The organism is Streptomyces sp. NPDC096079 (assembly GCF_040303145.1).
Lineage (GTDB): Bacteria > Actinomycetota > Actinomycetes > Streptomycetales > Streptomycetaceae > Streptomyces.
In genome coordinates this window covers 130,628-150,660 of sequence record NZ_JBEOST010000015.1, presented here as the reverse complement: position 1 = coordinate 150,660, position 20,033 = coordinate 130,628, and the positions used below count along the sequence as shown (strand labels likewise).

23 protein-coding genes are annotated in these 20,033 nt (G+C 72.1%); 13 read left to right on the top strand and 10 right to left on the bottom strand.

Annotated elements, in window-relative coordinates; genetic code table 11:
- Positions 1 to 125: 125 nt before the first annotated feature.
- The 4 genes from ABTY59_RS27045 to mshD form a co-directional block, all read right to left on the bottom strand.
- A complete protein-coding gene (locus ABTY59_RS27045) occupies positions 126 to 1,055 on the bottom strand; it encodes an ABC-2 membrane transporter-related protein (RefSeq protein WP_352021638.1) in 930 nt (309 codons plus the stop codon).
- Positions 1,052 to 1,888 carry an ABC transporter ATP-binding protein gene (locus ABTY59_RS27040; RefSeq protein ID WP_352021637.1) on the bottom strand — a complete coding sequence of 279 codons (837 nt, stop codon included), beginning with the start codon at positions 1,886 to 1,888 and terminating at the stop codon, positions 1,052 to 1,054. Before ABTY59_RS27040 ends, ABTY59_RS27045 begins: the two co-directional genes overlap by 4 nt.
- The gene (locus tag ABTY59_RS27035; RefSeq protein ID WP_352021636.1) at positions 1,885 to 2,268 is read right to left on the bottom strand and encodes a GntR family transcriptional regulator; all 384 of its coding nucleotides are present in this window, start codon (positions 2,266 to 2,268) and stop codon (positions 1,885 to 1,887) included. The genes ABTY59_RS27040 and ABTY59_RS27035 overlap by 4 nt, the downstream gene beginning before the upstream one ends.
- Positions 2,269 to 2,356: 88 nt before the next feature.
- Positions 2,357 to 3,283, bottom strand: a complete 927-nt coding sequence (gene mshD / locus ABTY59_RS27030; RefSeq protein WP_352021635.1) for a mycothiol synthase — start codon at positions 3,281 to 3,283, stop codon at positions 2,357 to 2,359.
- Positions 3,284 to 3,435: 152 nt separating this feature from the next.
- Between mshD and ABTY59_RS27025 the strand changes: the two genes are divergently transcribed.
- Entirely contained in the window at positions 3,436 to 5,268 is a 1,833-nt protein-coding gene (locus ABTY59_RS27025) for a bifunctional metallophosphatase/5'-nucleotidase (protein WP_352021634.1), read from the top strand.
- Between the two features lie 152 nt (positions 5,269 to 5,420).
- Positions 5,421 to 6,284: a phosphatidylinositol-specific phospholipase C gene (locus ABTY59_RS27020; protein ID WP_352021633.1), complete on the top strand. Its 864-nt coding sequence runs from the start codon at positions 5,421 to 5,423 to the stop codon at positions 6,282 to 6,284.
- A gap of 11 nt (positions 6,285 to 6,295) precedes the next feature.
- Here ABTY59_RS27020 and ABTY59_RS27015 read toward each other — a convergent pair whose 3' ends face one another.
- The 5 genes from ABTY59_RS27015 to ABTY59_RS26995 form a co-directional block, all read right to left on the bottom strand.
- Complete coding sequence (locus ABTY59_RS27015) at positions 6,296 to 7,690, bottom strand: sensor histidine kinase (protein WP_352021632.1); 1,395 nt, start codon at positions 7,688 to 7,690, stop codon at positions 6,296 to 6,298.
- Positions 7,687 to 8,412 carry a response regulator transcription factor gene (locus ABTY59_RS27010; RefSeq protein WP_352021631.1) on the bottom strand — a complete coding sequence of 242 codons (726 nt, stop codon included), beginning with the start codon at positions 8,410 to 8,412 and terminating at the stop codon, positions 7,687 to 7,689. Before ABTY59_RS27010 ends, ABTY59_RS27015 begins: the two co-directional genes overlap by 4 nt.
- 20 nt (positions 8,413 to 8,432) lie before the next feature.
- Complete coding sequence (locus ABTY59_RS27005; protein WP_352021630.1) at positions 8,433 to 9,524, bottom strand: S1C family serine protease; 1,092 nt, start codon at positions 9,522 to 9,524, stop codon at positions 8,433 to 8,435.
- Between the two features lie 118 nt (positions 9,525 to 9,642).
- Complete coding sequence (locus ABTY59_RS27000; protein ID WP_352021629.1) at positions 9,643 to 10,671, bottom strand: LacI family DNA-binding transcriptional regulator; 1,029 nt, start codon at positions 10,669 to 10,671, stop codon at positions 9,643 to 9,645.
- 24 nt (positions 10,672 to 10,695) lie between these two features.
- On the bottom strand, positions 10,696 to 11,505 hold the full coding sequence (locus ABTY59_RS26995; protein WP_352021628.1) for a response regulator transcription factor: 810 nt from the start codon (positions 11,503 to 11,505) through the stop codon (positions 10,696 to 10,698).
- Between the two features lie 237 nt (positions 11,506 to 11,742).
- On the opposite strand from ABTY59_RS26995, the gene ABTY59_RS26990 reads away from it, so the two are divergent.
- From ABTY59_RS26990 to ABTY59_RS26955, 8 genes are all read left to right on the top strand, one after another.
- Positions 11,743 to 12,588, top strand: coding sequence for an alpha/beta hydrolase (locus ABTY59_RS26990; RefSeq protein WP_352021627.1), 846 nt, complete (start codon positions 11,743 to 11,745; stop codon positions 12,586 to 12,588).
- A gap of 45 nt (positions 12,589 to 12,633) precedes the next feature.
- Positions 12,634 to 12,888 (top strand): MoaD/ThiS family protein, encoded by a 255-nt coding sequence (locus ABTY59_RS26985; RefSeq protein ID WP_041130403.1) that lies wholly within the window; start codon positions 12,634 to 12,636, stop codon positions 12,886 to 12,888.
- A 10-nt stretch (positions 12,889 to 12,898) separates the two neighbouring features.
- Positions 12,899 to 14,089 (top strand): hypothetical protein, encoded by a 1,191-nt coding sequence (locus ABTY59_RS26980; protein ID WP_352021626.1) that lies wholly within the window; start codon positions 12,899 to 12,901, stop codon positions 14,087 to 14,089.
- A 107-nt stretch (positions 14,090 to 14,196) separates the two neighbouring features.
- Complete coding sequence (locus ABTY59_RS26975; protein ID WP_352021625.1) at positions 14,197 to 14,883, top strand: LmeA family phospholipid-binding protein; 687 nt, start codon at positions 14,197 to 14,199, stop codon at positions 14,881 to 14,883.
- Positions 14,884 to 15,077: 194 nt separating this feature from the next.
- A complete protein-coding gene (locus tag ABTY59_RS26970; protein WP_352021666.1) occupies positions 15,078 to 15,158 on the top strand; it encodes an Ms5788A family Cys-rich leader peptide in 81 nt (26 codons plus the stop codon).
- Positions 15,159 to 15,325: 167 nt separating this feature from the next.
- Positions 15,326 to 16,165, top strand: a complete 840-nt coding sequence (locus ABTY59_RS26965) for a sulfurtransferase (RefSeq protein ID WP_352021624.1) — start codon at positions 15,326 to 15,328, stop codon at positions 16,163 to 16,165.
- 52 nt (positions 16,166 to 16,217) lie between these two features.
- On the top strand, positions 16,218 to 16,505 hold the full coding sequence (locus ABTY59_RS26960; protein ID WP_017242395.1) for a DUF1416 domain-containing protein: 288 nt from the start codon (positions 16,218 to 16,220) through the stop codon (positions 16,503 to 16,505).
- Between the two features lie 82 nt (positions 16,506 to 16,587).
- On the top strand, positions 16,588 to 16,887 hold the full coding sequence (locus ABTY59_RS26955) for a DUF3099 domain-containing protein (protein ID WP_403540832.1): 300 nt from the start codon (positions 16,588 to 16,590) through the stop codon (positions 16,885 to 16,887).
- 144 nt (positions 16,888 to 17,031) lie between these two features.
- On the opposite strand, the gene ABTY59_RS26950 is transcribed toward ABTY59_RS26955, so the two are convergent.
- Positions 17,032 to 17,394: a DsrE family protein gene (locus ABTY59_RS26950; RefSeq protein WP_352021623.1), complete on the bottom strand. Its 363-nt coding sequence runs from the start codon at positions 17,392 to 17,394 to the stop codon at positions 17,032 to 17,034.
- A gap of 203 nt (positions 17,395 to 17,597) precedes the next feature.
- Between ABTY59_RS26950 and ABTY59_RS26945 the strand changes: the two genes are divergently transcribed.
- From ABTY59_RS26945 to ABTY59_RS26935, 3 genes are read left to right on the top strand one after another with little or no spacing between them, the layout of a single operon-like run.
- Positions 17,598 to 18,302 carry a hypothetical protein gene (locus tag ABTY59_RS26945; RefSeq protein WP_352021622.1) on the top strand — a complete coding sequence of 235 codons (705 nt, stop codon included), beginning with the start codon at positions 17,598 to 17,600 and terminating at the stop codon, positions 18,300 to 18,302.
- Positions 18,299 to 19,090: a hypothetical protein gene (locus ABTY59_RS26940; RefSeq protein WP_352021621.1), complete on the top strand. Its 792-nt coding sequence runs from the start codon at positions 18,299 to 18,301 to the stop codon at positions 19,088 to 19,090. The genes ABTY59_RS26945 and ABTY59_RS26940 overlap by 4 nt, the downstream gene beginning before the upstream one ends.
- Positions 19,087 to 19,926, top strand: a complete 840-nt coding sequence (locus tag ABTY59_RS26935; RefSeq protein WP_352021620.1) for a hypothetical protein — start codon at positions 19,087 to 19,089, stop codon at positions 19,924 to 19,926. The genes ABTY59_RS26940 and ABTY59_RS26935 overlap by 4 nt, the downstream gene beginning before the upstream one ends.
- Positions 19,927 to 20,033: the final 107 nt, after the last annotated feature.

Sequence of the window (20,033 nt, the reverse complement as noted above, 5' to 3'; positions counted from 1 at the left end):
CGGAGCGCTTCATTGCGTGAGCGTCGCAAGCGCGTCTGAATGGCCGGTAACGACGACATGTCGTACGGGAATCGGGGGCGGGGCCCTTGTCAGGTCCCCGCCCCCTGTCGGTCTACGCGTGTCCGCTACGGGTGCCGGGCGCGCAGGACCCGGAAGGCGGCGAGGGCCGTGAGGGCGGCGAGGGCGAGGACGATGCCGGACTCGATGAGCTGCGTGGGCCAGAAATGGGCGAAGGGGTGGTAGTCGAGGTACTGGGCGCTGATCGCCTCGTCGGAGCGGCAGCCGCCGCCGGGGACGTCCGAGCCGTAGCAGTAGTAGCCGGGGAGCCGCCGCCCGTCGGCCGTGATGAGCCCCTGGTCCACGGCCAGACCGCTCCCGGGCGTCTGGAGTGCGTACACGTTCTGGTACGCCTTGCCGGTGATCGTCCGTACCGGCAGGAAGTCCCAGCGGAAGGAGCCGAGGACGAGCAGGACCAGGCCGACCGCTCCGCCGGTGACGGCCATGGCCACGAGGGTGCGGCGGACCAGCTGGCCGACGAGGGCGCCGACGGCGACCGCGAGCAGGACGTACGAGGTGAGGACGGTGCCGGTGGCCTCGTACGGGCCGCGCTCGGCCCAGTGGAGGCCGTAGCTGCCGGAGACCCGCTGCCAGCCGATCAGGTAGACCGCCGTGAGGGCGAGGGTGGTCGCGAGGGAGGCGGCGGTCGCGGTGAGGAGCTTGGCACGGAGCCAGGCGGCGGGGGTGATCGACTGGGTGAGGGACAGCCTGTACGTCCCCGACTCGAACTCGCGGGCGATCAGCGGGCCCGCGACGAAGGCCCCGACGAGCAGGGGCAGTGCGAGCATGCCGTGGGAGAGCTGCTCCATGGCGCCGCGCAGCAGGTCGTAGCCCCGGCCCCATCGGTCGGGGAGTTCGGCGTCCGCGCTCGCGTCCCAGATCCGCAGCCCTCCGATCACGGCCAGGGACACTCCCACCGCCGCGGCTGCCAGCCACAGCGTCCGGCGGTACTGGCGGACCGTCACCCAGGTGGGGCCCTTCAGGGCGAGCGTGCTCATGCCGGGGCTCCTTCGGTGGTGCGCAGGTGGGCGAGGAGGAGGTCCTCCAGGGAGGGGGCCGTGGTGTCCCAGGGGCCTTCGACGGGGCCCTCGTGGCGCACCAGGGCGGTGAGCTGACGGCCCGTCGTGCGGGATTCGACGACCGTGTGCGGGGCGAGGTCGGCGATGGGGCCGGTGAGCAGGGTGTGGGCGGCCAGGAGCGCCTCGACGGGTCCGTCGAGGCGGACCCTGCCGCCGTGGAGCAGGAGGAGGTGGTCGCAGGCGCCCTCCAGCTCGGCGAGGATGTGCGAGGACATGACGACGCTGGTGCCGTGTTCGGCGGCGTCGGCCATGAGGAGGCCCATCAGCTGGTGGCGGGCGAGGGGGTCGAGGTCGGCCATCGGCTCGTCGAGCAGCAGCAGTTCGGGCCGTTTGCCGAGGGCGAGCGCGAGGGCGACGCGGGTGCGCCGGCCGCCGGAGAGGTCCCGTACGAGGGAGTCCGGATCGAGTTCGTCGGCGATCACCCGCCGGGCGGCGGCCTCGTCCCAGCGTCCGGGGTTGAGTTCGCGGCCCATGCGGAGGGTGTCGGCGACGCTGAGCCGGGGGTGGAGCGGCTTGTCCTGGGCGACGTACGCGAGGTGCTCGCGGGCCGGGGCGTGGATCGTGCCCTCGGTGGGACGGAGCAGGCCGGCGGCGAGGGCGAGGAGGGTGGACTTGCCGGCGCCGTTGGGGCCGACGAGGGCGCAGATCCGTCCGGCGGGGAGGGCGAAGTCGCAGCCCCGCAGGGCCCAGCCTCCGTGTCGCCTCCGGTAGCGCATGCCGAGGCCTTCGGCCTCGATGACCGTCTCGGTCATTCGTCCCCCTCGAATTGTTCCTTCAGTACGGATGTGAAGAGCGCTGCCACGTCCTCGCGTTCGAGGCCGGCGGCGCGTGCCCGGCGGGCCCAGTCGGCGAGTTCGCCGCGCAGCGGCGAGTCGGCGGGGCCGGTGCCGAGGGTGGCGCGGACGAAGGTGCCGAGGCCGCGGCGGGCCTCGACGAGTCCTTCGCGTTCGAGCTCCCGGTAGGCCTTGAGGACCGTGTTCGGGTTGATGGCCGTCGCTTCGACGACCTCGCGTGCGGTGGGCAGTCGGTCGCCGGGTTCCAGGAGGCCCATCCGGAGGGCCTGCTTCGTCTGCTGGACGATCTGGAGGTAGGTGGCGACACCACTGCGCCGGTCGATGCGGTACTCGACCACGTCCCTTCCACCACCCTTTCACTAATCAAGTAGTGAAAGGGTGGTGCAAAGAAGGGGGCGGTGTCAACCGCCCCCTCCCCCAGAGGACTTACGACTCCGTGCGGTACATCAGGTCCACCTCGTGCGTCGTGAACCCCAGCCGCTCGTACACCGTCACCGCGGCCGTGTTGTCCGCGTCCACGTACAGCATCGCCGTCGGCAGCCCCTGCGCCGCCAGGTGCCGCAGGCCGATCGCGGTCAGCGCCTTGCCGAGGCCGCCGCCCTGGGCGTCCGGCAGGATGCCCACCACGTACACCTCGCCCAGCTGCTCCTCGGCGTGCGTCTTCGTCCAGTGGAAGCCGACCAGGCGCCCGTCCCTCTCCGCGAGGAAGAAGCCCTTCGGGTCGAACCACGGCTCGGCCATCCGGTCCTCCAGGTCCCGCTGCGTGAGCGAGCCCTGCTCCGGGTGGTGCGCGAAGGCGGCGGCGTTGACGGCGAGCCAGGCCGCGTCGTCCGCACCGGGCGTGAAGGTCCGCACGGTGACGCCCTCGGGCAGCACCGGCTCCGGGATGTCGAGCGGCACCAGGGCGCGGCGCAGCTGGCGCAGCTCGCGGAAGAGCGTCAGGCCGAGGACCTGGGCGAGGTGCCGGGCCGCCGACTTGCCGCCGTGCGCCCAGACGCGCAGCCGCTTGCCGGAGGCGTTGAGCAGGGCGGTGCCGAGCGCCCGGCCGTGGCCGCGGCCCCGGTGGGAGGGGTGGACGACCAGCTCGGCGGCGGGGGCCTCGATCGGGTCGGTCTCCTCCAGCTGCGCGTAACCGTAGAGGTGGGGGCCGACGGTGAGGAGGAAGTGGCGTACCCCTTCGCGCCGGCCGTGCCGCAGGTAGAGCCGCCCCTGCTCGGACACGGCGTGCAGGCCGTCGGTGTGGTCGGCGGCCTCAAGGAGATCCAGTACGTCCTGGATCTGCTCGGGCGTGAGCTCGTCATACGTGTGGATCTGCCGTCCCGGTTCGAGGGCCGGCGCCGTGTCGGAAGTCATGGTGACGAGCCTACGGCGACACTTCGTCAGCCAAGGGCAACTGTCTTGTAACCCACTCCCCCCTGTTGCGCTACGCGCGTTGACTCTAGGCTGCACGCGCAACGGGGGAGTAGATCAACGCCGCGAAACGGGGCAAGGGGCCTAGGGGAGAGATGGCAGCGACACAGAGGAAGAACAAGACGGTACGGCGCGTTCTCGCCGCCGGCGCGGGGCTCGCCACCGTCGGCGCGCTCGTCGCCGCGATGCCGTCGGCCGGGGCGGCCGGGGACGCGTACGCCGCCGGGCATGGGACGAACGGCAAGGGGTGGGGGCGGATGGTCGACGTCCAGCTCCTCTCCTTCAACGACCTGCACGGCAACCTGGAGCCGCCGGCCGGCTCGTCCGGGCAGGTCACCCGGACCAAGGCGGACGGCACGACGGAGAAGATCGACGCCGGCGGTGTCGAGTACCTGGCGACCCACCTGCGCCAGGCCCGTCAGGGGAATCGTTACTCCATCACGGCCGCGGCCGGTGACCTGATCGGCGCCTCGCCGCTGCTGTCGGGCCTCTTCCACGACGAGCCCACCATCGGCGCGCTCAACAAGCTGGACCTGGACGTCACCTCGGTCGGCAACCACGAGTTCGACGAGGGCGCGCGCGAGCTGGCCCGGATGCAGAACGGCGGCTGTCACCCGACCGCCGGCTGCTTCGTCCAGGGCAAGAAGTTCAGGGGTGCCGACTTCCCGTACCTCACGGCGAACGTGACGGACGAGAAGACCGGCAAGCCGCTGCTCGACCCGTACTTCATCTGGGAGAAGGACGGCGTCAGGATCGGCTTCATCGGCGTGACCCTGGAGGGCACCCCGAACGTTGTCACCGCCGAGGGCGTCAAGGGCCTGAAGTTCGGCGACGAAGTCGAGACGATCAACAAGTACACGAAGATCCTGGAGCGCAAGGGCGTCAAGTCCATCGTCGCCCTGGTCCACGAGGGCGGCATGCCGGCCTCGCAGTCCGTGAACTACAACTGCGACGGTGACGGCGACGGTGAGGGCGAGGGCGTCTCCGGCGCGATCGTCGACATCGCGAAGAACGTGTCGCCGCAGGTCGACGCGCTGGTCACCGGCCACACGCACCAGGCGTACGTGTGCAGCATCCCGGACCCGTCGGGCAAGCCGCGTCTGGTCACCTCGGCGTCGTCGTTCGGCAAGCTGTACACGGACACCACGCTGACCTACGACCGCCGCACCAAGGACATCGTCCGCACCGCGGTCGCCTCGGCCAACCACGTCGTCACGCGTGACGTCCCGAAGGCCGCGGACCTCACCAAGCTGATCGAGGACTGGAAGACGATCGCCGCCCCGGTCGCGAACCGCCCGCAGGGCTGGATCGCCGCCGACATCAACGGCCGCGGCTCCACGGCGTACGAGAAGCCGCTCGGCGACGTGATCGCCGACGCGCAGCTGGAGGGCCTGGCCCCGGCGGACAAGGGCGGCGCGCAGCTGGCCCTGATGAACCCGGGCGGCATCCGCTCGGACCTCGTCTTCAAGGCGTCCGGCGCCGAGGGCGACGGCGTGGTGACGTACGGGGAGTCCTTCACCGTGCAGCCCTTCACCAACATGATGAACGTGGTCGACCTGTCCGGTGCGAACCTCATCGCCGCGCTGAAGCAGCAGGTCAGCGGCTCGAACCAGACCTCGATCAAGATCCTCCAGGTCTCGAAGGGCCTCACCTACACGCTCGACATGACGAAGACGGGCGCCGACCGCGTCGTCGACGGCACGATCAAGCTGAACGGCGAGGCGATCGACCCGTCGAAGACCTACCGCGTCGCGATGAACGAGTTCCTCGCGGGCGGCGGCGACGGCTTCGCGGCCCTGGCCACCGGCACCAACAAGCTGGTGGGCGCCTCGGACCTCGACGTCTTCAACGCCTACCTGGCGGCCCACTCCTCGGCGGCGGCCCCGCTTCAGGTGCCGGCCGCGGACCGCATCACGGTCGTGCAGTAGCAGGAGCAGGAGCAGGAGCAGGAGCAGTACCAGTCCTCGCGGACCTCTGAGGGGGCGGCGAACCGTTGCGACGGCTCGCCGCCCCCTCGGCGTACCGGAGGCGTACCGGAGGCACTCTGGTGGTGTTGTCGTGAACCTGCCATAGTCCGGGCATGGAGCGACGACGTCTACTCATCGGGGCCCTCGGGGCCGGAGCCGCACTGGTCGTCGGCGCGCCCGCCGCGTCGGCCGCGTCCGCCGCGGACACGCGCGCGTGGATGGGCGCACACGGCGACGGGACCGATCTGCGGCGGCTCACCATCCCCGGGACGCACGACTCGGGCGCCCGGTTCGGCGGTCCCTGGAGCGAGTGCCAGAACACCACCATCGCCCAGCAGCTGGACAGCGGCGTCCGGTTCCTGGACGTGCGGTGCCGGGTGACCGGCGGGTCCCTCGCCATCCACCACGGCGCCTCCTACCAGAACATGATGTTCGGCGACGTCCTCGTCGCCTGCCGCGACTTCCTCGCCGCGCACCCCTCCGAGACCGTCCTCATGCGCGTCAAGCAGGAGTACTCCGAGGAGTCCGACGCCGTCTTCCGTTCCGTCTTCGACGACTGCCTCGACGGGCGCGGGTGGCGCTCCCTCTTCCGCATCGGGGACTCCCTGCCGCTCCTCGGCGAGGCGCGCGGGAAGGTCGTCCTGCTCGCCGACAACGGCGGGCTCCCCGGACTCCGCTGGGCGGACCCCGGCGTCTTCGCCGTCCAGGACGACTGGAACGCCCTGCCCGATGCCAAGTACCCCAAGGTCCAGGCCCACTTCCGCGCCGCCGTCGCCCAGCCCGGCCGGCTCTACGTGAACTTCGTCAGCACCTCCGCCTACCTCCCGCCCCGCTGGAACTCCGACCGGCTGAACCCCTGGGTCCACGGCTTCCTGGACAGCGCCGAGCTCGCCGGACGCGTCGGACTCGGGATCGTGCCCCTGGACTTCCCGAACACCCGGGCGGGACTCGTGGAGGCCCTGCTGCGGCACAACTAGCGCCGCGGCCCTCACAGCTCCGGCGGAGGTGTCGGCGCCCCCGGCAGCCGGAGGGTCGCCGTCGTGCCGCCGCCCTCCGCCGGCGCCAGGGAGACCGTGCCGCCCGCCTGCTGGACCGTGCGCGCCACGATCGACAGGCCCAGGCCCGAGCCCGGCAGGCTGCGGGCCGACGGGGAGCGCCAGAAGCGGTCGAAGACGTGCGGGAGCTCCTCCGGAGGGATGCCGGGGCCCTGGTCGCGGACGGTCAGCTCGCCCCGCATCAGGGTCACCTCGACCGTGCCCCGCGGCGGGGAGAACTTCACCGCGTTGTCCAGCACGTTCACCAGGGCCCGTTCGAGCGACGGTGCCTCGGCCCGCACGTACCAGGGCGCCAGGTCCGTCACGAAGACGATCTCGGGGCCGCGCAGCCGCGCCCGGTCCAGGGCCGTCCGCAGGATCGTGTGGAGCGGGACCACTTCGAGCGGGCCCGGCTGGACCGCGTCCGGGCGGGCCAGCTCCTGGAGGTCGCCGATCAGCGAGGCCAGCTCCGTCATCTGCGCCTTCACGGAGGCCATCAGGGCCCGTCGGTCGTCCGGCGGCAGCGCCCGGCCGGTCTCCTCGCTGCGCGCGAGCAGCTCCACGTTCGTACGGAGGGAGGTCAGCGGCGTCCGCAGCTCGTGGCCCGCGTCCGCGATCAGCTGCGCCTGCCGGTCCCGGGAGCTCGCGAGCGCCGCCGTCATCGCGTTGAAGGAACGGGACAGACGGGCGATCTCGTCCTCGCCCTCCACCGGGATGCGGACCGTCAGGTCCTCGGTCGCGGCGACGTGCTCGACCGCGTCCGTCAGCCGGTTCACCGGTTCGAGGCCGGTCCGCGCGACCCACAGGCCGGCCGCGCCCGCGCCGACGACGCCGATCCCGGAGACCAGGAGCAGCACCCAGCCGAGCGTGGACATCGAGTTGTCGATCTCGGAGAGCGGCCGGGCGACGGAGACCGCGAGCCCGACGGGGCCCTCCTGCGGGTAGGTGTAGACCCGCATCTCACGCCCGGCCTCGTCCTTCACGGTGTGCAGGGCGTACGCCAGCTGCCCGCGCGCCACCGCGAGGTCGGCGGTCCCGGCGGGGATCGCGGCCTCCCCCGAGGTGCACACGCCGCCGTTGCCGAGGATGACCTGCACGGTGTACGAGCCCGCCACCGGCGGGGGCGTGTCGCCCTGGCGGCACATCGCGAGCAGGGTCTGCACACCGTTCGCGTCCAGGCGGGTGCCGCGCAGCGAGGAGTCCATCTCGTTCTCCAGCTGCGCCCGCGTCAGGATCCAGCAGGCCAGCGACACCGCCGCGACGGCGACCGCGACCGCGAGCGCGGTGAGCAGCGCGAGCCGCGAGCGCAGCGGCCGCGAGCGGAACCAGTTCCTCAGGGGGACCGTCACTCCCCTCCTCCTCCGCGCAGCGCGTAGCCCACGCCCCGTACGGTGTGGACGAGGCGCGGCTCGCCGCCGGCCTCGGTCTTGCGCCGCAGATACATCACGTACACGTCCAGCGAGTTGGAACTGGGCTCGAAGTCGAAGCCCCACACGGCCTTCAGGATCTGCTCCCGGGTGAGGACCTGGCGCGGGTGCGCCAGGAACATCTCCAGGAGGGTGAACTCGGTCCGGGTCAGCTCCACGGTCCGCCCGCCGCGGGTCACCTCGCGCGTGGCCAGGTTCATCCGCAGGTCCTCGAAGGCCAGGACGTCGTCCTCGGCGGGGGCGGCGGACGGCGCGGCGTAGGAGCTGCGGCGGAGCAGGGCCCGGATGCGGGCGAACAGCTCGTCCAGCTCGAAGGGCTTCACCAGGTAGTCGTCCGCGCCGGCGTCGAGGCCGGTGACCCGGTCGCCGACCGTGTCCCGGGCGGTGAGCATGAGGATCGGCACCGTCGAGCCGGCGGCCCGGATGCGGCGGGCCGCCGTCAGCCCGTCCATGCGGGGCATCTGGACGTCGAGGACGACGAGGTCGGGGGCGTACGACTCCATCGCGGCGAGCGCGTCGAGGCCGTCGACGGCGTCGAGCGTCGCGTACCCCTCGAAGGCGAGGCTGCGGCGCAGGGCCTCCCGCACCGCGGGCTCGTCGTCGACGATGAGGATGCGCTCGGCTTCGTTCTGCTGTCCCGTCATGGGGTCAGCGTCCCATGTGCTCAGTTGCCGCCGCCCGAGCGGAGACTGTCCAGGTCGGCCTTCACCGTGTCGACCGGGATCGCGAATCCGAGGCCGACGCTTCCGGCGGTGGAGCCGCTCGAAGAACTGGGCGAATACATGGCCGAATTGATTCCGATGATCTCGCCGTTCATATTGATCAAGGCGCCGCCGGAATTCCCGGGATTGAGCGAGGCGTCGGTCTGGATCGCCTTGTACGTGGTCTTCGACGAGCCCGTGTCGCCGTTGAACTGCTGTCCGCCGAACTCGAACGGCCAGCCCTGCCGCGGGTCCCACTGCTGCCCGCCCTGCTGCTGCTCCTGGCCGCCGCCGTCCTCGTCCTTGGCGACGGTCACGTCCCGGTCGAGGGCGGAGACGATGCCGCTGGTGACCGTGCCCGTCAGGCCCTCGGGGGAGCCGATCGCGACGACCTCGTCGCCGACCTTCAGCCGCGAGGAGTCGCCGAGCGTGGCGGCCTTCAGCCCGGAGGCGCCCTGGAGCTTGATGAGGGCGAGGTCCTTGTCGGGGTCCGTGCCGACGACCTCCGCCTGGTACGTCTTGCCGTTGCTGAGCTGCACGGTGACGGAGGACGCGCCGGAGATCACGTGGTTGTTGGTGACGATCTCGCCGTCGGAGGTGATGATCACGCCCGAGCCGGTGGACTTGCCGGAGTTCGAGGTCGCCGAGATCTCCACGATGGAGGGGGAGACCGCCTCGGCGACCCCGGCGACGGTGCCCTTGCTGCCGGAGGAGACGTTGGTGCCGCTGACGACGGGGGCGGAGGCGCTCACGGAGCCCTGGTCGGAGGTGAGGTTCTGGAGCAGCGTCGCCGTGCCGCCGCCGACCGCGGCGGCGGCGATGGCCACGGCCGCCATGAGCCCGACGCCCCGCTTGGCACGGCGGCGGGGCGAGGGGGCCGGGGCGGGGACGGCGGCGACGAGCGGCGGGTCCACCGGCGGCGGCACGTGGCCGCCCGAGGGCCAGATGGTCGTGCCCGGCTCGGTGCTGAGGGGCTGCGTCGGCTCGTACGGGGGCCTCGGCGGCTGCGGCGGGTAGTACGGCTGCTGAGGCTGCTGCTCCTGGAAGTCCGTCATGGCCAACACTCTCGGAGCTGTTCATGAGAGCCGTCTGAGGAGCGGCTGAGAAGCCCGACAGAAGCCTGTATGCCCGATATAAAGGCTCCTGCGGGACCCGCTCGGCCGGTCGGTCCGGTCAGGCGTCGGCGCAGCCGCAGGAGCGGCGGACCACCAGGGCCGACGGGAAGAGCTTCACCCGCTCGCGGCGCGAGCCCGAGACCCGCACCGAGTCGTCCAGGACCAGGTCCACGGCCGCCCGGGCCATCGCGGGCCGGTCCGAGGAGACCGTGGTCAGCGGCGGATCGGTGAGCGCCGCCTCCTTCACGTCGTCGAAGCCCGCGACGGCCAGCTCCGTCGGCACCTCGATGCGCAGCTCACGGGCGGCCCGCAGGACGCCGAAGGCCTGGTCGTCGGTGGAGCAGAAGATGGCCGGCGGCCGGTCGGGGCCGGCCAGCAGCTTCAGCGCGACCTGGTAGGCGTCGTAACGGTTGTACGGCGCCTGGAAGAGGCGGCCCTCGATCGAGAGGCCGGCCTCCAGCATGGCCCGCCGCCAGCCCTCCTCGTGGTCCGCGACGGGGTCGCCGACGGCCGGGGTGTTCGGGACGCCGCCGAGGCACGCCACGTACGGGTGGCCGTGCTCCAGGAGGTGGCGGGTGGCGAGCTGGGCGCCGCCGATGTCGTCGGTCACGACGGCCACGTCGTCGATCGCCTCGGGCCGCTCGTGCAGCAGCACCACGCGCGCGTCCCAGGCCTCGATCTCGCTCGCGGCCTGCTCGCTCATGCCCTGGCTGACCAGGATCAGTCCGGAGACCCGCATGCCGAGGAAGGCCCGCAGATAGTGGACCTCGCGCTCGGTGCGGTAGTCGGAGTTGCCGACGAGGACCATCTTCCCGCGCTCGGCGGCGGCCTGCTCGACCGCGTGCGCCATCTCCGCGAAGAACGGCTGCCGCGCGTCCGGGACGATCATGCCTATGAGGTCGGTGCGCCGCGAGGCCATCGCCTGGGCCACCCGGTCGGGCCGGTAGCCCAGCTCCTTGATGGCGGCGAGGACACGCTCGCGCGTGGCCGGGGCGACCGGCCGGGGTCCGTTGTTGATGACGTAGCTCACGACGGCGGTAGAAGTACCCGCAAGTCGCGCTACGTCATCCCGCGTCACCTTGGCCACGCGCGGCAGTCTACGCGGGGTGACCTACCTACCGGCAGGTCGCATTGTGGCATCCGCCACGTTCCTGTCCTCCGAGGGGGTGATCTCCTCCGTGGCTCCCTTGACGCGGGCGCCCGCGCGGGCCTCCTCCTTGGCGCGGGCCTCCTCCGCCGCCCGCTCGACCTTCTCGGGCGTGACGAAGCGGTAGCCGACGTTCCGGACGGTGCCGATGAGCGACTCGTGCTCGGGGCCCAGCTTCGCCCGCAGTCGCCGCACGTGGACGTCGACCGTACGGGTGCCGCCGAAGTAGTCGTACCCCCACACCTCCTGGAGGAGCTGGGCGCGGGTGAAGACCCGGCCCGGGTGCTGCGCGAGGTACTTGAGCAGCTCGAACTCCTTGAAGGTGAGGTCCAGGACCCGGCCCTTCAGCTTCGCGCTGTACGTCGCCTCGTCGACCGACAGGTCGCCGTTGCGGATCTCCATCGGGGAGTCGTCGGCGACGATCTGCTGACGGCCCATGGCGAGCCGCAGCCGCGCCTCGACCTCGGCCGGTCCCGCCGTGTCCAGGAGGACGTCGTCGATGCCCCAGTCGGCGGTGACGGCCGCGAGACCGCCCTCCGTGACGACGAGGATCAGCGGACAGCCGGGCCCGGTGGAGCGCAGCAGCTGGCAGAGCGAACGCACCTGGGGGAGGTCGCGCCGGCCGTCGACGAGGATCACGTCCGCGCCGGGGGTGTCCACGAGCGCGGGGCCCTCGGCGGGGGCCACGCGCACGTTGTGCAGCAGCAGGCCGAGTGCGGGGAGCACCTCGGTCGACGGCTGGAGGGCGTTCGTCAGGAGCAGCAGAGAACTCATCGCGCCGCACCTTCTTCGGTCGTCGTCGATCCGTCGGTCGTCGATCCGTCGTGCGTCGTCGTTCGCTCGTCCATGACGTCGGTTCCTCCTCGGTCCCTGCGAGGACGTCTATGTGTGCTCACGTGTGGCTCTCGCGCCCTGAGAGCTCTTGTTCATCCGTCCGTAACAACGGTCGGAAAACACAAAAGGACCCGGGGGCTGCGTTGCCCGGATCCTCTGGCAAGCAGAATAGCCCACATGAGTTCCGAGGCAGAGGGTCGATTTCACATCCTGGATGTTTCCTCGCTCACTTCCGTCCACCGCGGCATGACCCGGCGCGCAATGCTGCGTACCGATGACGGTGTCCGGATCGAGGCGGTTTACGAACCCTCACGGGCAAGTGTCACCGATACGGCCGTCGTCCTCGCCCACGGCTTCACCGGGTCGGCCGACCGGCCCGCCGTCCGGCGCGCCGCCGGCGTCCTCGCGGAGCGCGGCGCGGCCGTCGTCACCTTCTCCTTCCGCGGTCACGGCCGCTCCGGCGGCCGCTCCACGGTCGGCGACCGGGAGGTCCTCGACCTGTCCGCCGCCGTCCGCTGGGCCCGTGAGCTCGGCCACGCGCGCGTGGCGACCCTCGGCTTCTCCATGGGCGGCTCGGTGGTGCTGCGCCACGCGGCCCTGGAGCGGGGCACGCGGGGCAGCGCCGACGCGGTGGCCGCCGTGTCCGCGCCGGCCCGCTGGTACTACCGGGGGACGGCCCCGATGCGCCGCGTCCACTGGGTGGTCACCCGGCCCGCGGGCCGCCTCGTCGGACGGTACGGATTCGGCACCCGGATCGACAGCCGGACCTGGGACCCCGTGCCGCTGTCCCCGGTGGAGGCGGTGCCGCTGATCGCGCCGACCCCCCTGCTGATCGTGCACGGCGACCGGGACGCGTACTTCCCGCTCGACCACCCGCGCACGCTGGCCGCCGCCGGCGACGCGGAGCTCTGGCTGGAGCGGGGCATGGGCCACGCGGAGAACGCCGCCGGAGAGGAGCTGCTCAGCCGGCTCGGGGACTGGCTCACGCGCGCGCGGCCCGGGACCGGGTCCCCGCGCGCATAGCCCATCATGGGGGGCGGCGCGCACACGAATGAAGGGAGCGCCGCTATGGCAGCGGGAACCATCCGCTACTGGGCCGCGGCCAAGGCCGCCGCCGGAGTCGCCGAGGAGCCGTACACCGCCGGGACCCTGGCGGAGGCCCTCGACGCGGTCCGCGCGAAGCACCCGGGCGAGCTCGCCCAGGTCCTCAAGAGGTGCTCGTTCCTGGTCGACGGGGACCCCGTCGGGACCAGGAGCCATGAGACGGTACGGCTTGCCGAGGGCGGCACCGTCGAGGTGCTCCCCCCGTTCGCAGGAGGGTGAACCCCAGAGCATGAGCAACGACCACTACTACGGCGGGCAGCAGCACGACCCGTACGCGAACGGGCCGCAGGACCCCGCCGAGGTCACGCAGACCTGGGAGGGCCAGACCTGGGACACCCAGTACCAGCCGGCCGTCTCGTACGAGCAGGTCCGGGCCGCCCGGTCCGCGCAGACCCCCCTGCCGCAGGAGGCGTACCCGCAGCAGCCGTACGAGGGGCAGGGCTACGACGGGCAGGGGTACGAGCAGCAGGCGTACACCTCGCAGGGCGGGACCGCCGGGTACTACGCGGAGCCCGTCGCCGAGCCGGTGGCCGCCGTGCCCGAGCCCCTCGTCCCCGGCGCCGAGCCGGTGGCCGCCGTGGCCGAGCCGGTGCCCGCCCCGCCCGCCGCCGTGGCCCACGAGGGGCCCGCCTACTCCTCGCCCACCACCTCGGGGAACACCCGCGTCACCGACGCCCAGCGCGCCCGCGCCGAGGGCCGGTCGCCGATCATCGACCCCGGCATGCGGCCCGCCGCCCTCACCGCCGTCCTCGGCCTGCTCCTCGCGGGCGGCGCCTCCCTCGGCACGTACGGACTGCTCGTCCCGCTCGTCCTGCTCCAGGGCCTCACCGCCGCCGGCTGGTTCCGGCTCAACGGCATGTGGCCCGCCCGCCAGGGCATCGCCCTCGCCTTCCTCGGCGGCCTCGTCGCCGACGCCGCCCTCCTCGCCGCCGGCCGGGAGCAAGCCGCCGCCGCGATCCTCGGCACCCTGGGCGTCTGGGTGCTGCTCTGCCTCGTCCTCCAGCTGCGCAGCCATGCCGACCCCGACGAGCGCATGTACGGCCTGATGGCCACCATCGCCTCCGCCGCCCTGACGGTCGTCGCCACCGGACACCTCGGCGCCGCCCCGGACGCGGTGGTCGTCGGCGGGACCGCGGTCGCCGCCGCCGTCCTCGCCCGGGCGCTGCCGCTGCCCGGGCCGGTCTCCGCCGTCGCCGCCCTGCTCGCCGCGGCGGGCGCCGGGATCGCGGCCGGCGGCTTCACCGACCTCGGCACCTCCGGGGCCCTGCTCGGTCTCGGCGCCGGCGTCTGCGCGCTGATCGGTCTGCGGGTGGCCGCCTACGACTACCCGTCGCGCTTCGTCCACATGACCGCGGGCGTCGCGCTGCCGCTCACCGCCGCCGCGCCCGCCGTCTACCTGCTGGGCCGGGCGCTCGCCTGACCGGCGGTCCCTCCGGCCACGGGAACCAACCGGCCCCCTGACACGTCGATCTTCGTGTCGGGGGGCCGGAACTGTTAAGGGACGCACAACGGGGGGACGCTCAGCCCATGCGAGCACTGCGGATTCTGTTGATCGTGGCCGTCGTGCTGGGCGGGATCCTCGTCGGGATCGACCGGCTGGCCCTGTCGTACGCCGAATCGGAGGCGTCGAGCCGGGTGCGGCTCTCGGGTGCGCCCGCGCGGTCCATCGAGGTCGACATCAAGGGCTTCCCCTTCCTCACCCAGGTCGCGGACAAGCGGTTCGACGAGGTCGACGTGAAGGCGACCGGGGTCACGGCGACGGCCGGCGACAAGCGCATCGAGGTCGGCGAGCTGACCGTGGCCCTGCGGGACGTGACCGTCACCGGCGACTGGGCGGGCGCGAAGGCCGGCTCCGCGACCGGCACGGCCCTCATCTCGTACGCGGACCTGACCGCCGCCTCCGACCGCGAGGCCACCGTGGCCTACGGCGGCGACGGCAAGGTGAAGGTCACCGGCAGCGTCCGCATCCTGGGCCGCAGCCTGACCCGTACGGTCCTGTCCACGGTGACCGTCGTGAACGGCGACACGATCAAGGTCCGCGCCGACGAGGTGCCGGGCTCCGGCATCCCGGGCGTGGAGGACCTGGTCCGCGCGCGCACCGACTTCGAGCGCCCGATCGGGATGATCGGCGGCATGAAGGTGGAGAAGGTCGAGCCGCGCCCGGACGGCCTGGCGGTCACCGTGACGGGCAAGGACGTCGTCCTCGCGGGCTGAGGAGCCCCGGGGGAGCGCATTTTTCACATGCTGAGACACCCCCGTCCGATCCGCAGAAAGCACAACGGACACCTCGGTGCGGAGGCGTCCGGAGCCGACGCGCGCCGTGATCACGTCTCGCATCTCGGACGATCGCGTCTCAAAATACGACACACCGGTGACACGGCCGCCTGTCCGTCCCTACGATCGAGGGCATGAAGCGACAGGCGGAACTCACGAAGCGGCGGGCAGTAGACCTGTGCCGCGTCGCCGCCATGCTCTGTCGCTCAGTCTGAGCGGGACGCCGGATCCCGTATCCCTCAGGCCCTTCGACCGAGGTCGGGGCCGCCCTGTGCAGAGCCGTACGCACGTCCGATGTCCGTACGCACGCGACGACGCGTACCGCACCACACACCCGCACCACCGCAGCACGCCCCCGCACACTGCCCCGGAGGAGAACAGCATGGCTCGCAGCGACGTCCTGGTCGACGCGGACTGGGTCGAGGCCAACCTCGACAACCCGCAGGTCGCCATCGTCGAGGTCGACGAGGACACCTCGGCCTACGAGAAGAACCACATCCGCAACGCCATCCGGATCGACTGGACCAAGGACCTGCAGGACCCGGTCCGCCGCGACTTCATCGACCAGGAGGGCTTCGAGAAGCTCCTCTCGGCGAAGGGCATCGCGAACGACACCACGGTCGTCCTCTACGGCGGCAACAACAACTGGTTCGCCTCCTACGCCTACTGGTACTTCAAGCTCTACGGCCACCAGGACGTCAAGCTCCTCGACGGCGGCCGCAAGAAGTGGGAGCTCGACTCCCGCGACCTCGTCGCCGAGGTGCCGGCCCGCCCGGCCACCGAGTACAAGGCCAAGGCCCAGGACGCCTCGATCCGCGCCTTCCGCGACGACGTCGTGGCCGCGATCGGCGCCCAGAACCTGGTCGACGTCCGCTCGCCCGACGAGTTCTCCGGCAAGCTGCTCGCCCCGGCGCACCTCCCGCAGGAGCAGTCGCAGCGCCCCGGCCACGTGCCGAGCGCCCGCAACATCCCGTGGTCGAAGAACGCCAACGACGACGGCACGTTCAAGTCGGACGAGGAGCTCAAGGCCCTCTACGAGGACGAGCAGGTCGACCTGGCGAAGGACACCATCGCCTACTGCCGCATCGGCGAGCGCTCCGCGCTGACCTGGTTCGTCCTGCACGAGCTGCTTGAGGTCCCGAACGTCAAGAACTACGACGGTTCCTGGACCGAGTACGGCTCCCTCGTCGGCGTCCCGATCGAGCTCGGCGCCAACAAGTAGTCCCCGGACACCTCCCCTTCTCCGGACCCCTCGACCGTAAGGACAGAACGACATGTGTGGAGCGCAGCCCGGCGGCCCCGACGCCTCGACGATCAAGCCCGGTGAGACCACCATCCAGGGCTTCGTGACCAAGGACGGCGAGCCCGTCACCGGTTACGTCCGCCTCCTGGACTCGACCGGCGAGTTCACGGCCGAGGTCCCGACCTCCGCCACCGGCCAGTTCCGTTTCTACGCGGCCGAGGGCACCTGGACCGTCCGCGCCCTGGTCCCCGGCGGCACCGCCGACCGCCAGGTCGTGGCCCAGAAGGGCGGCCTGGCCGAGGTCGCCATCGCGGTCTGACCCGCGACTTCCGAACGGCCGGAGGGCCGTGCCTCCTGGGGGGTTGGACGCCATTCCAGGACCTGAGGCACGGCCCTCCGGTCTGTCCGCGTACGGGGCGCGGTCGTACGCTGAAGGTGTGTACGCGCGACGTCGTCACGTCTACTTCTGGATGATGGGCGCCTGCCTGGTTCTGTTCGTGGGCGCGTGGGCCGTCGTCCGGCTCTTCTCCATGCCGGTCGCGATCGGCATGTGCGTCGTCGCCATGGTCATCCCCCCGGTCGCCGCGATGGTCGCGAACCGCCGGGGCCCGGAGGACCGCTGGTGGGACGATCCGTCGGGGGACCCGCAGTCGGACGAGTGGTGGGACGAACTCGACGGGAAGAAGCGCCGCGAGCGGTGACGGTACCGGGGTGAGGGCAAGAGCCCCGCGAGCGGTGACGGTACCGGGGTGGCCGGGAGTCGGCGGACGGAGTCCGGCGCAGCGGTCCGATGCCCGTGAGGCGCCCCGGCGCCGAGCGGTGTGAGGGGCGCGTCGGGGGTGGGGTCAGTAAACGAGGGCCTGGGTCTCGTCGGCCATCGCCTCCTGGACGAAGACCTGGGCACCCGCGATGCGGATGCCCTTCAGGACGTCAGCCTCCGTGATCTCGCGGCGGGCCGCGCACTGCGTGCAGAGGGTGATGCCGCCGGCCGCCAGGATCGAGTCGATCAGGTCCGGCAGCGGTGCGGCGTGCGGGAGGTCGAACTCCGCCGCACGGCCCGGGAGGGCGAACCAGGAGGACTCGCCGGTCAGCCAGAGCGAGACCTCGACACCGCTGGCGACGGCGACGGCGGCCACCGTGAAGGCCTGGGAGCAGCGTTCGGGGGCGTCGGCCCCTGCGGTCACCTTGATCACGAGCTTCTTCGCCATATGCCGAACTGTAATGCGCGGCACTGCAACCTCATGCGCCCCTCGCGTGTCAGCTGTGTGCGCGGATGAACGGAATCCGCGCTTCAGGTCTCGTGGGGGGACTCTTGAGCATCGAAGAAAGCATCCGAAGTACGGATACGAGCGCACCACCCGAGCCGGAGACGGCCGCGGAAACCGCGCCTCCGGTCCGACCGCCGCGCCGAGTGCTCCGTACCGCCGGGCTCATCGCCCTCGCCGCCGTCATCGGCCTCGTCGCCGGCACCGCCGTCGGCTACGGCATCCAGGCCGACCGCGAACCCACCGCGCTCCCGCCGCTGAACCAGCCCGGCCTCGCCTACCCGGCGAAGCCGCTCCCGAAGGGCCAGGAGCCGGCGCCGCTGTCGGCGAAGGAGGACCACCAGGCGAAGGCCCAGGGCGACCTGCGGAAGCTGCTGGTGCCCAGGCCCGCGGGGGCGGAGCCCGCCGGCGAGGACGGGTGGCAGTCGCTGTCCGGGTACGTCAACGGCTTCACGCGGCCCGACAGGGCGCTGGAGTTCCAGCTGGACCAGGGCATCCGGCGGATCGCCACGCGCGGGTGGCGGGTGGGCGAGTACCGGAGGGTCGAGATCAGTCTGGTCCAGTACCGCTCCACCTCCGGGAACGGCGCCCTGGAGCACACGACGGGCCAGCAGGGCTACGCCATCTCGGACGGGAGGTCCGGTTCGTTCGGGCAGCCGGTGAAGGGCTCCGGGAACGGCCGCTACTTCGTCTACCCGGTGGAACGGGAGGCGGGATACATGGACTCCTACGTGGCCCGCGCGTTCATCCAGCGCGGCGACATCGCGATCACGATCCTCATGTCCGACACGAAGAAGATCGCCGAGAGCGAGATCCGCTCTCTGGCCGAGCGACAGCTGGGGCGCCTGTGAGCGAGGAGAAGTCCGGGGGCCGCACGCGCCGGACCCTGAGGAACGCGCTGACGGGCGTGCTCGTGCTCGGCGTCGTCGGCGGGGGCGTCGCGTACACCGCGGTCACCGTCGACGGTGCCGACCGCTCGGCGCCCACCGTGGCGTGGGCGGAGCCGAGCTCCACCGCCACCCCCGCCGACCCGGCGGCCGGGATCGCCCGGGGCCGGGCGTCCACACCCCTGAGCAAGCTGCTCCTGCCGGTACCGGAGGGGTACGCGCTCGGCGCGGACATCGCCGGATACGGCAACGACGACGAGCTGGAGGCCCGGCGGGCCGCCGCCCTCCTCAAGCAGACGGGCCGGGGCTTCTACGGGAAGAAGCGCCGCGCGTACGAGAAGGAGGTCGACCGGCTCGGCATCCAGGGCATGGCGATGCGTTCGTACGCCTCGGAGGACAGCACCCTCCAGGCCGAGGTGCTCATCCTGCGGATGAAGGACAGGAAGCGGGTCAGGGAGTTCTTCCAGACCCGCAAGCGCATGTCCGAGGTCCTGGAGCTGCGCAAGGGCCCGAAGATCAAGGAGCACGCGAAGAACTCCGCCTGCTACCTGGGGCCCGAGCCCGAGAAGCCCGAGCAGCGCGGGGACGAGGAGCGGACCCCCGACCTGCAGGCCATGATCTGTTCGGCGTACGACGGCGAGGTCATGGTCACCGTCACGGCGTTCGGCGCCGCGCCCTTCGACCAGAAGGCCGTCGCCGGCCTCGTCGAGAAGCAGCTCCGTCACATCGCGTCCCCGGGGGAGTACGTATGACCGAGCAGATGACCGAGCAGACGACGGACGCGGCCGTCGCCGAGACGTCCGCCCCCGCCCCGGCTCCCGCGGCCCGCTCGGCCCGGCGGGTCCTGTGGGCCGTCGCCCGCTGGACGGCCGCCGTCGTCGTGTGCGGCGGTGTCGGCGCGGGCACCGCCATGGGGATCACCGCCCTGGACCGGACCGACGTGCCCGGTCTGGAGACGGAGAGCGACGGCCGCTGGGAGTACCCGGCGCTCCGGCTCCCCGCGCTGCCCGTGGACCGGCCGCGGCCCTTCACCGAGGGCAACGAGGGCGAGGTCCACCACGCCGACGTGCGCGAGCTGCTGCTGCCCGCGCCGGCCGGTGCGACGCCCGACCCGAAGCTGAACGGCGGGTTCGTGCCGACGGAGGCGTACCTCTCCCTCTACGGGAAGGACATCCGCGACGACCTGCGCAAGAGCCTCGCCGACTCCACGCTGCGGCACATCGCCGCCCGGGGGTGGACGACCCCCGACGGCACCCGGACCAGCATCCACCTGCTCCGGTTCAGCTCCGTGGCGTACGCCGAGGAGTACCGCGTCACGGCCCTGGAGGCGGAGGGCGCGGACGGGCTCAAGGCCCTGCCGGACGGGGTGGAGGCCTTCGTCCCCGAGGGCTTCGCGGACGACATCCAGGTCCCGGAGACGGGCGCGTACGCCTTCCGCGAGAAGGAGCCGTACGGACCCGAGCAGGTCCGCTGGGCGTACGTGCAGGCCGGTGACACCCTCGCGCTGATCACCCAGACGCGTGCGGGCGGGGCGCTCGCCGTGCCGTTCCAGCAGACGGTCACCCTGCAGAACCAGCTCCTCGGCTGATCGTCCGCGAGACCCACCTCACCGAGTGGGCCGGACCCCCGCCCACTAAGCTGGGGTCCGGCCCGTTCCGCCTTCACCGCTCAGTCGAGGAGCACCCCGTGATCGTT

Excerpts from the sequence above, each read along its gene's own strand:
- ABTY59_RS27045 (WP_352021638.1), bottom strand. The coding sequence starts at position 1,055 with ATGAGCACGCTCGCCCTGAAGGGCCCCACCTGGGTGACGGTCCGCCAG.
- ABTY59_RS27040 (WP_352021637.1), bottom strand. The coding sequence starts at position 1,888 with ATGACCGAGACGGTCATCGAGGCCGAAGGCCTCGGCATGCGCTACCGG.
- mshD (WP_352021635.1), bottom strand. The coding sequence starts at position 3,283 with ATGACTTCCGACACGGCGCCGGCCCTCGAACCGGGACGGCAGATCCAC.
- ABTY59_RS27025 (WP_352021634.1), top strand. The coding sequence starts at position 3,436 with ATGGCAGCGACACAGAGGAAGAACAAGACGGTACGGCGCGTTCTCGCC.
- ABTY59_RS27020 (WP_352021633.1), top strand. The coding sequence starts at position 5,421 with ATGGAGCGACGACGTCTACTCATCGGGGCCCTCGGGGCCGGAGCCGCA.
- ABTY59_RS27010 (WP_352021631.1), bottom strand. The coding sequence starts at position 8,412 with ATGACGGGACAGCAGAACGAAGCCGAGCGCATCCTCATCGTCGACGAC.
- ABTY59_RS27005 (WP_352021630.1), bottom strand. The coding sequence starts at position 9,524 with ATGACGGACTTCCAGGAGCAGCAGCCTCAGCAGCCGTACTACCCGCCG.
- ABTY59_RS26995 (WP_352021628.1), bottom strand. The coding sequence starts at position 11,505 with ATGAGTTCTCTGCTGCTCCTGACGAACGCCCTCCAGCCGTCGACCGAG.
- ABTY59_RS26990 (WP_352021627.1), top strand. The coding sequence starts at position 11,743 with ATGAGTTCCGAGGCAGAGGGTCGATTTCACATCCTGGATGTTTCCTCG.
- ABTY59_RS26985 (WP_041130403.1), top strand. The coding sequence starts at position 12,634 with ATGGCAGCGGGAACCATCCGCTACTGGGCCGCGGCCAAGGCCGCCGCC.
- ABTY59_RS26980 (WP_352021626.1), top strand. The coding sequence starts at position 12,899 with ATGAGCAACGACCACTACTACGGCGGGCAGCAGCACGACCCGTACGCG.
- ABTY59_RS26975 (WP_352021625.1), top strand. The coding sequence starts at position 14,197 with ATGCGAGCACTGCGGATTCTGTTGATCGTGGCCGTCGTGCTGGGCGGG.
- ABTY59_RS26970 (WP_352021666.1), top strand. The coding sequence starts at position 15,078 with ATGAAGCGACAGGCGGAACTCACGAAGCGGCGGGCAGTAGACCTGTGC.
- ABTY59_RS26965 (WP_352021624.1), top strand. The coding sequence starts at position 15,326 with ATGGCTCGCAGCGACGTCCTGGTCGACGCGGACTGGGTCGAGGCCAAC.
- ABTY59_RS26960 (WP_017242395.1), top strand. The coding sequence starts at position 16,218 with ATGTGTGGAGCGCAGCCCGGCGGCCCCGACGCCTCGACGATCAAGCCC.
- ABTY59_RS26950 (WP_352021623.1), bottom strand. The coding sequence starts at position 17,394 with ATGGCGAAGAAGCTCGTGATCAAGGTGACCGCAGGGGCCGACGCCCCC.
- ABTY59_RS26935 (WP_352021620.1), top strand. The coding sequence starts at position 19,087 with ATGACCGAGCAGATGACCGAGCAGACGACGGACGCGGCCGTCGCCGAG.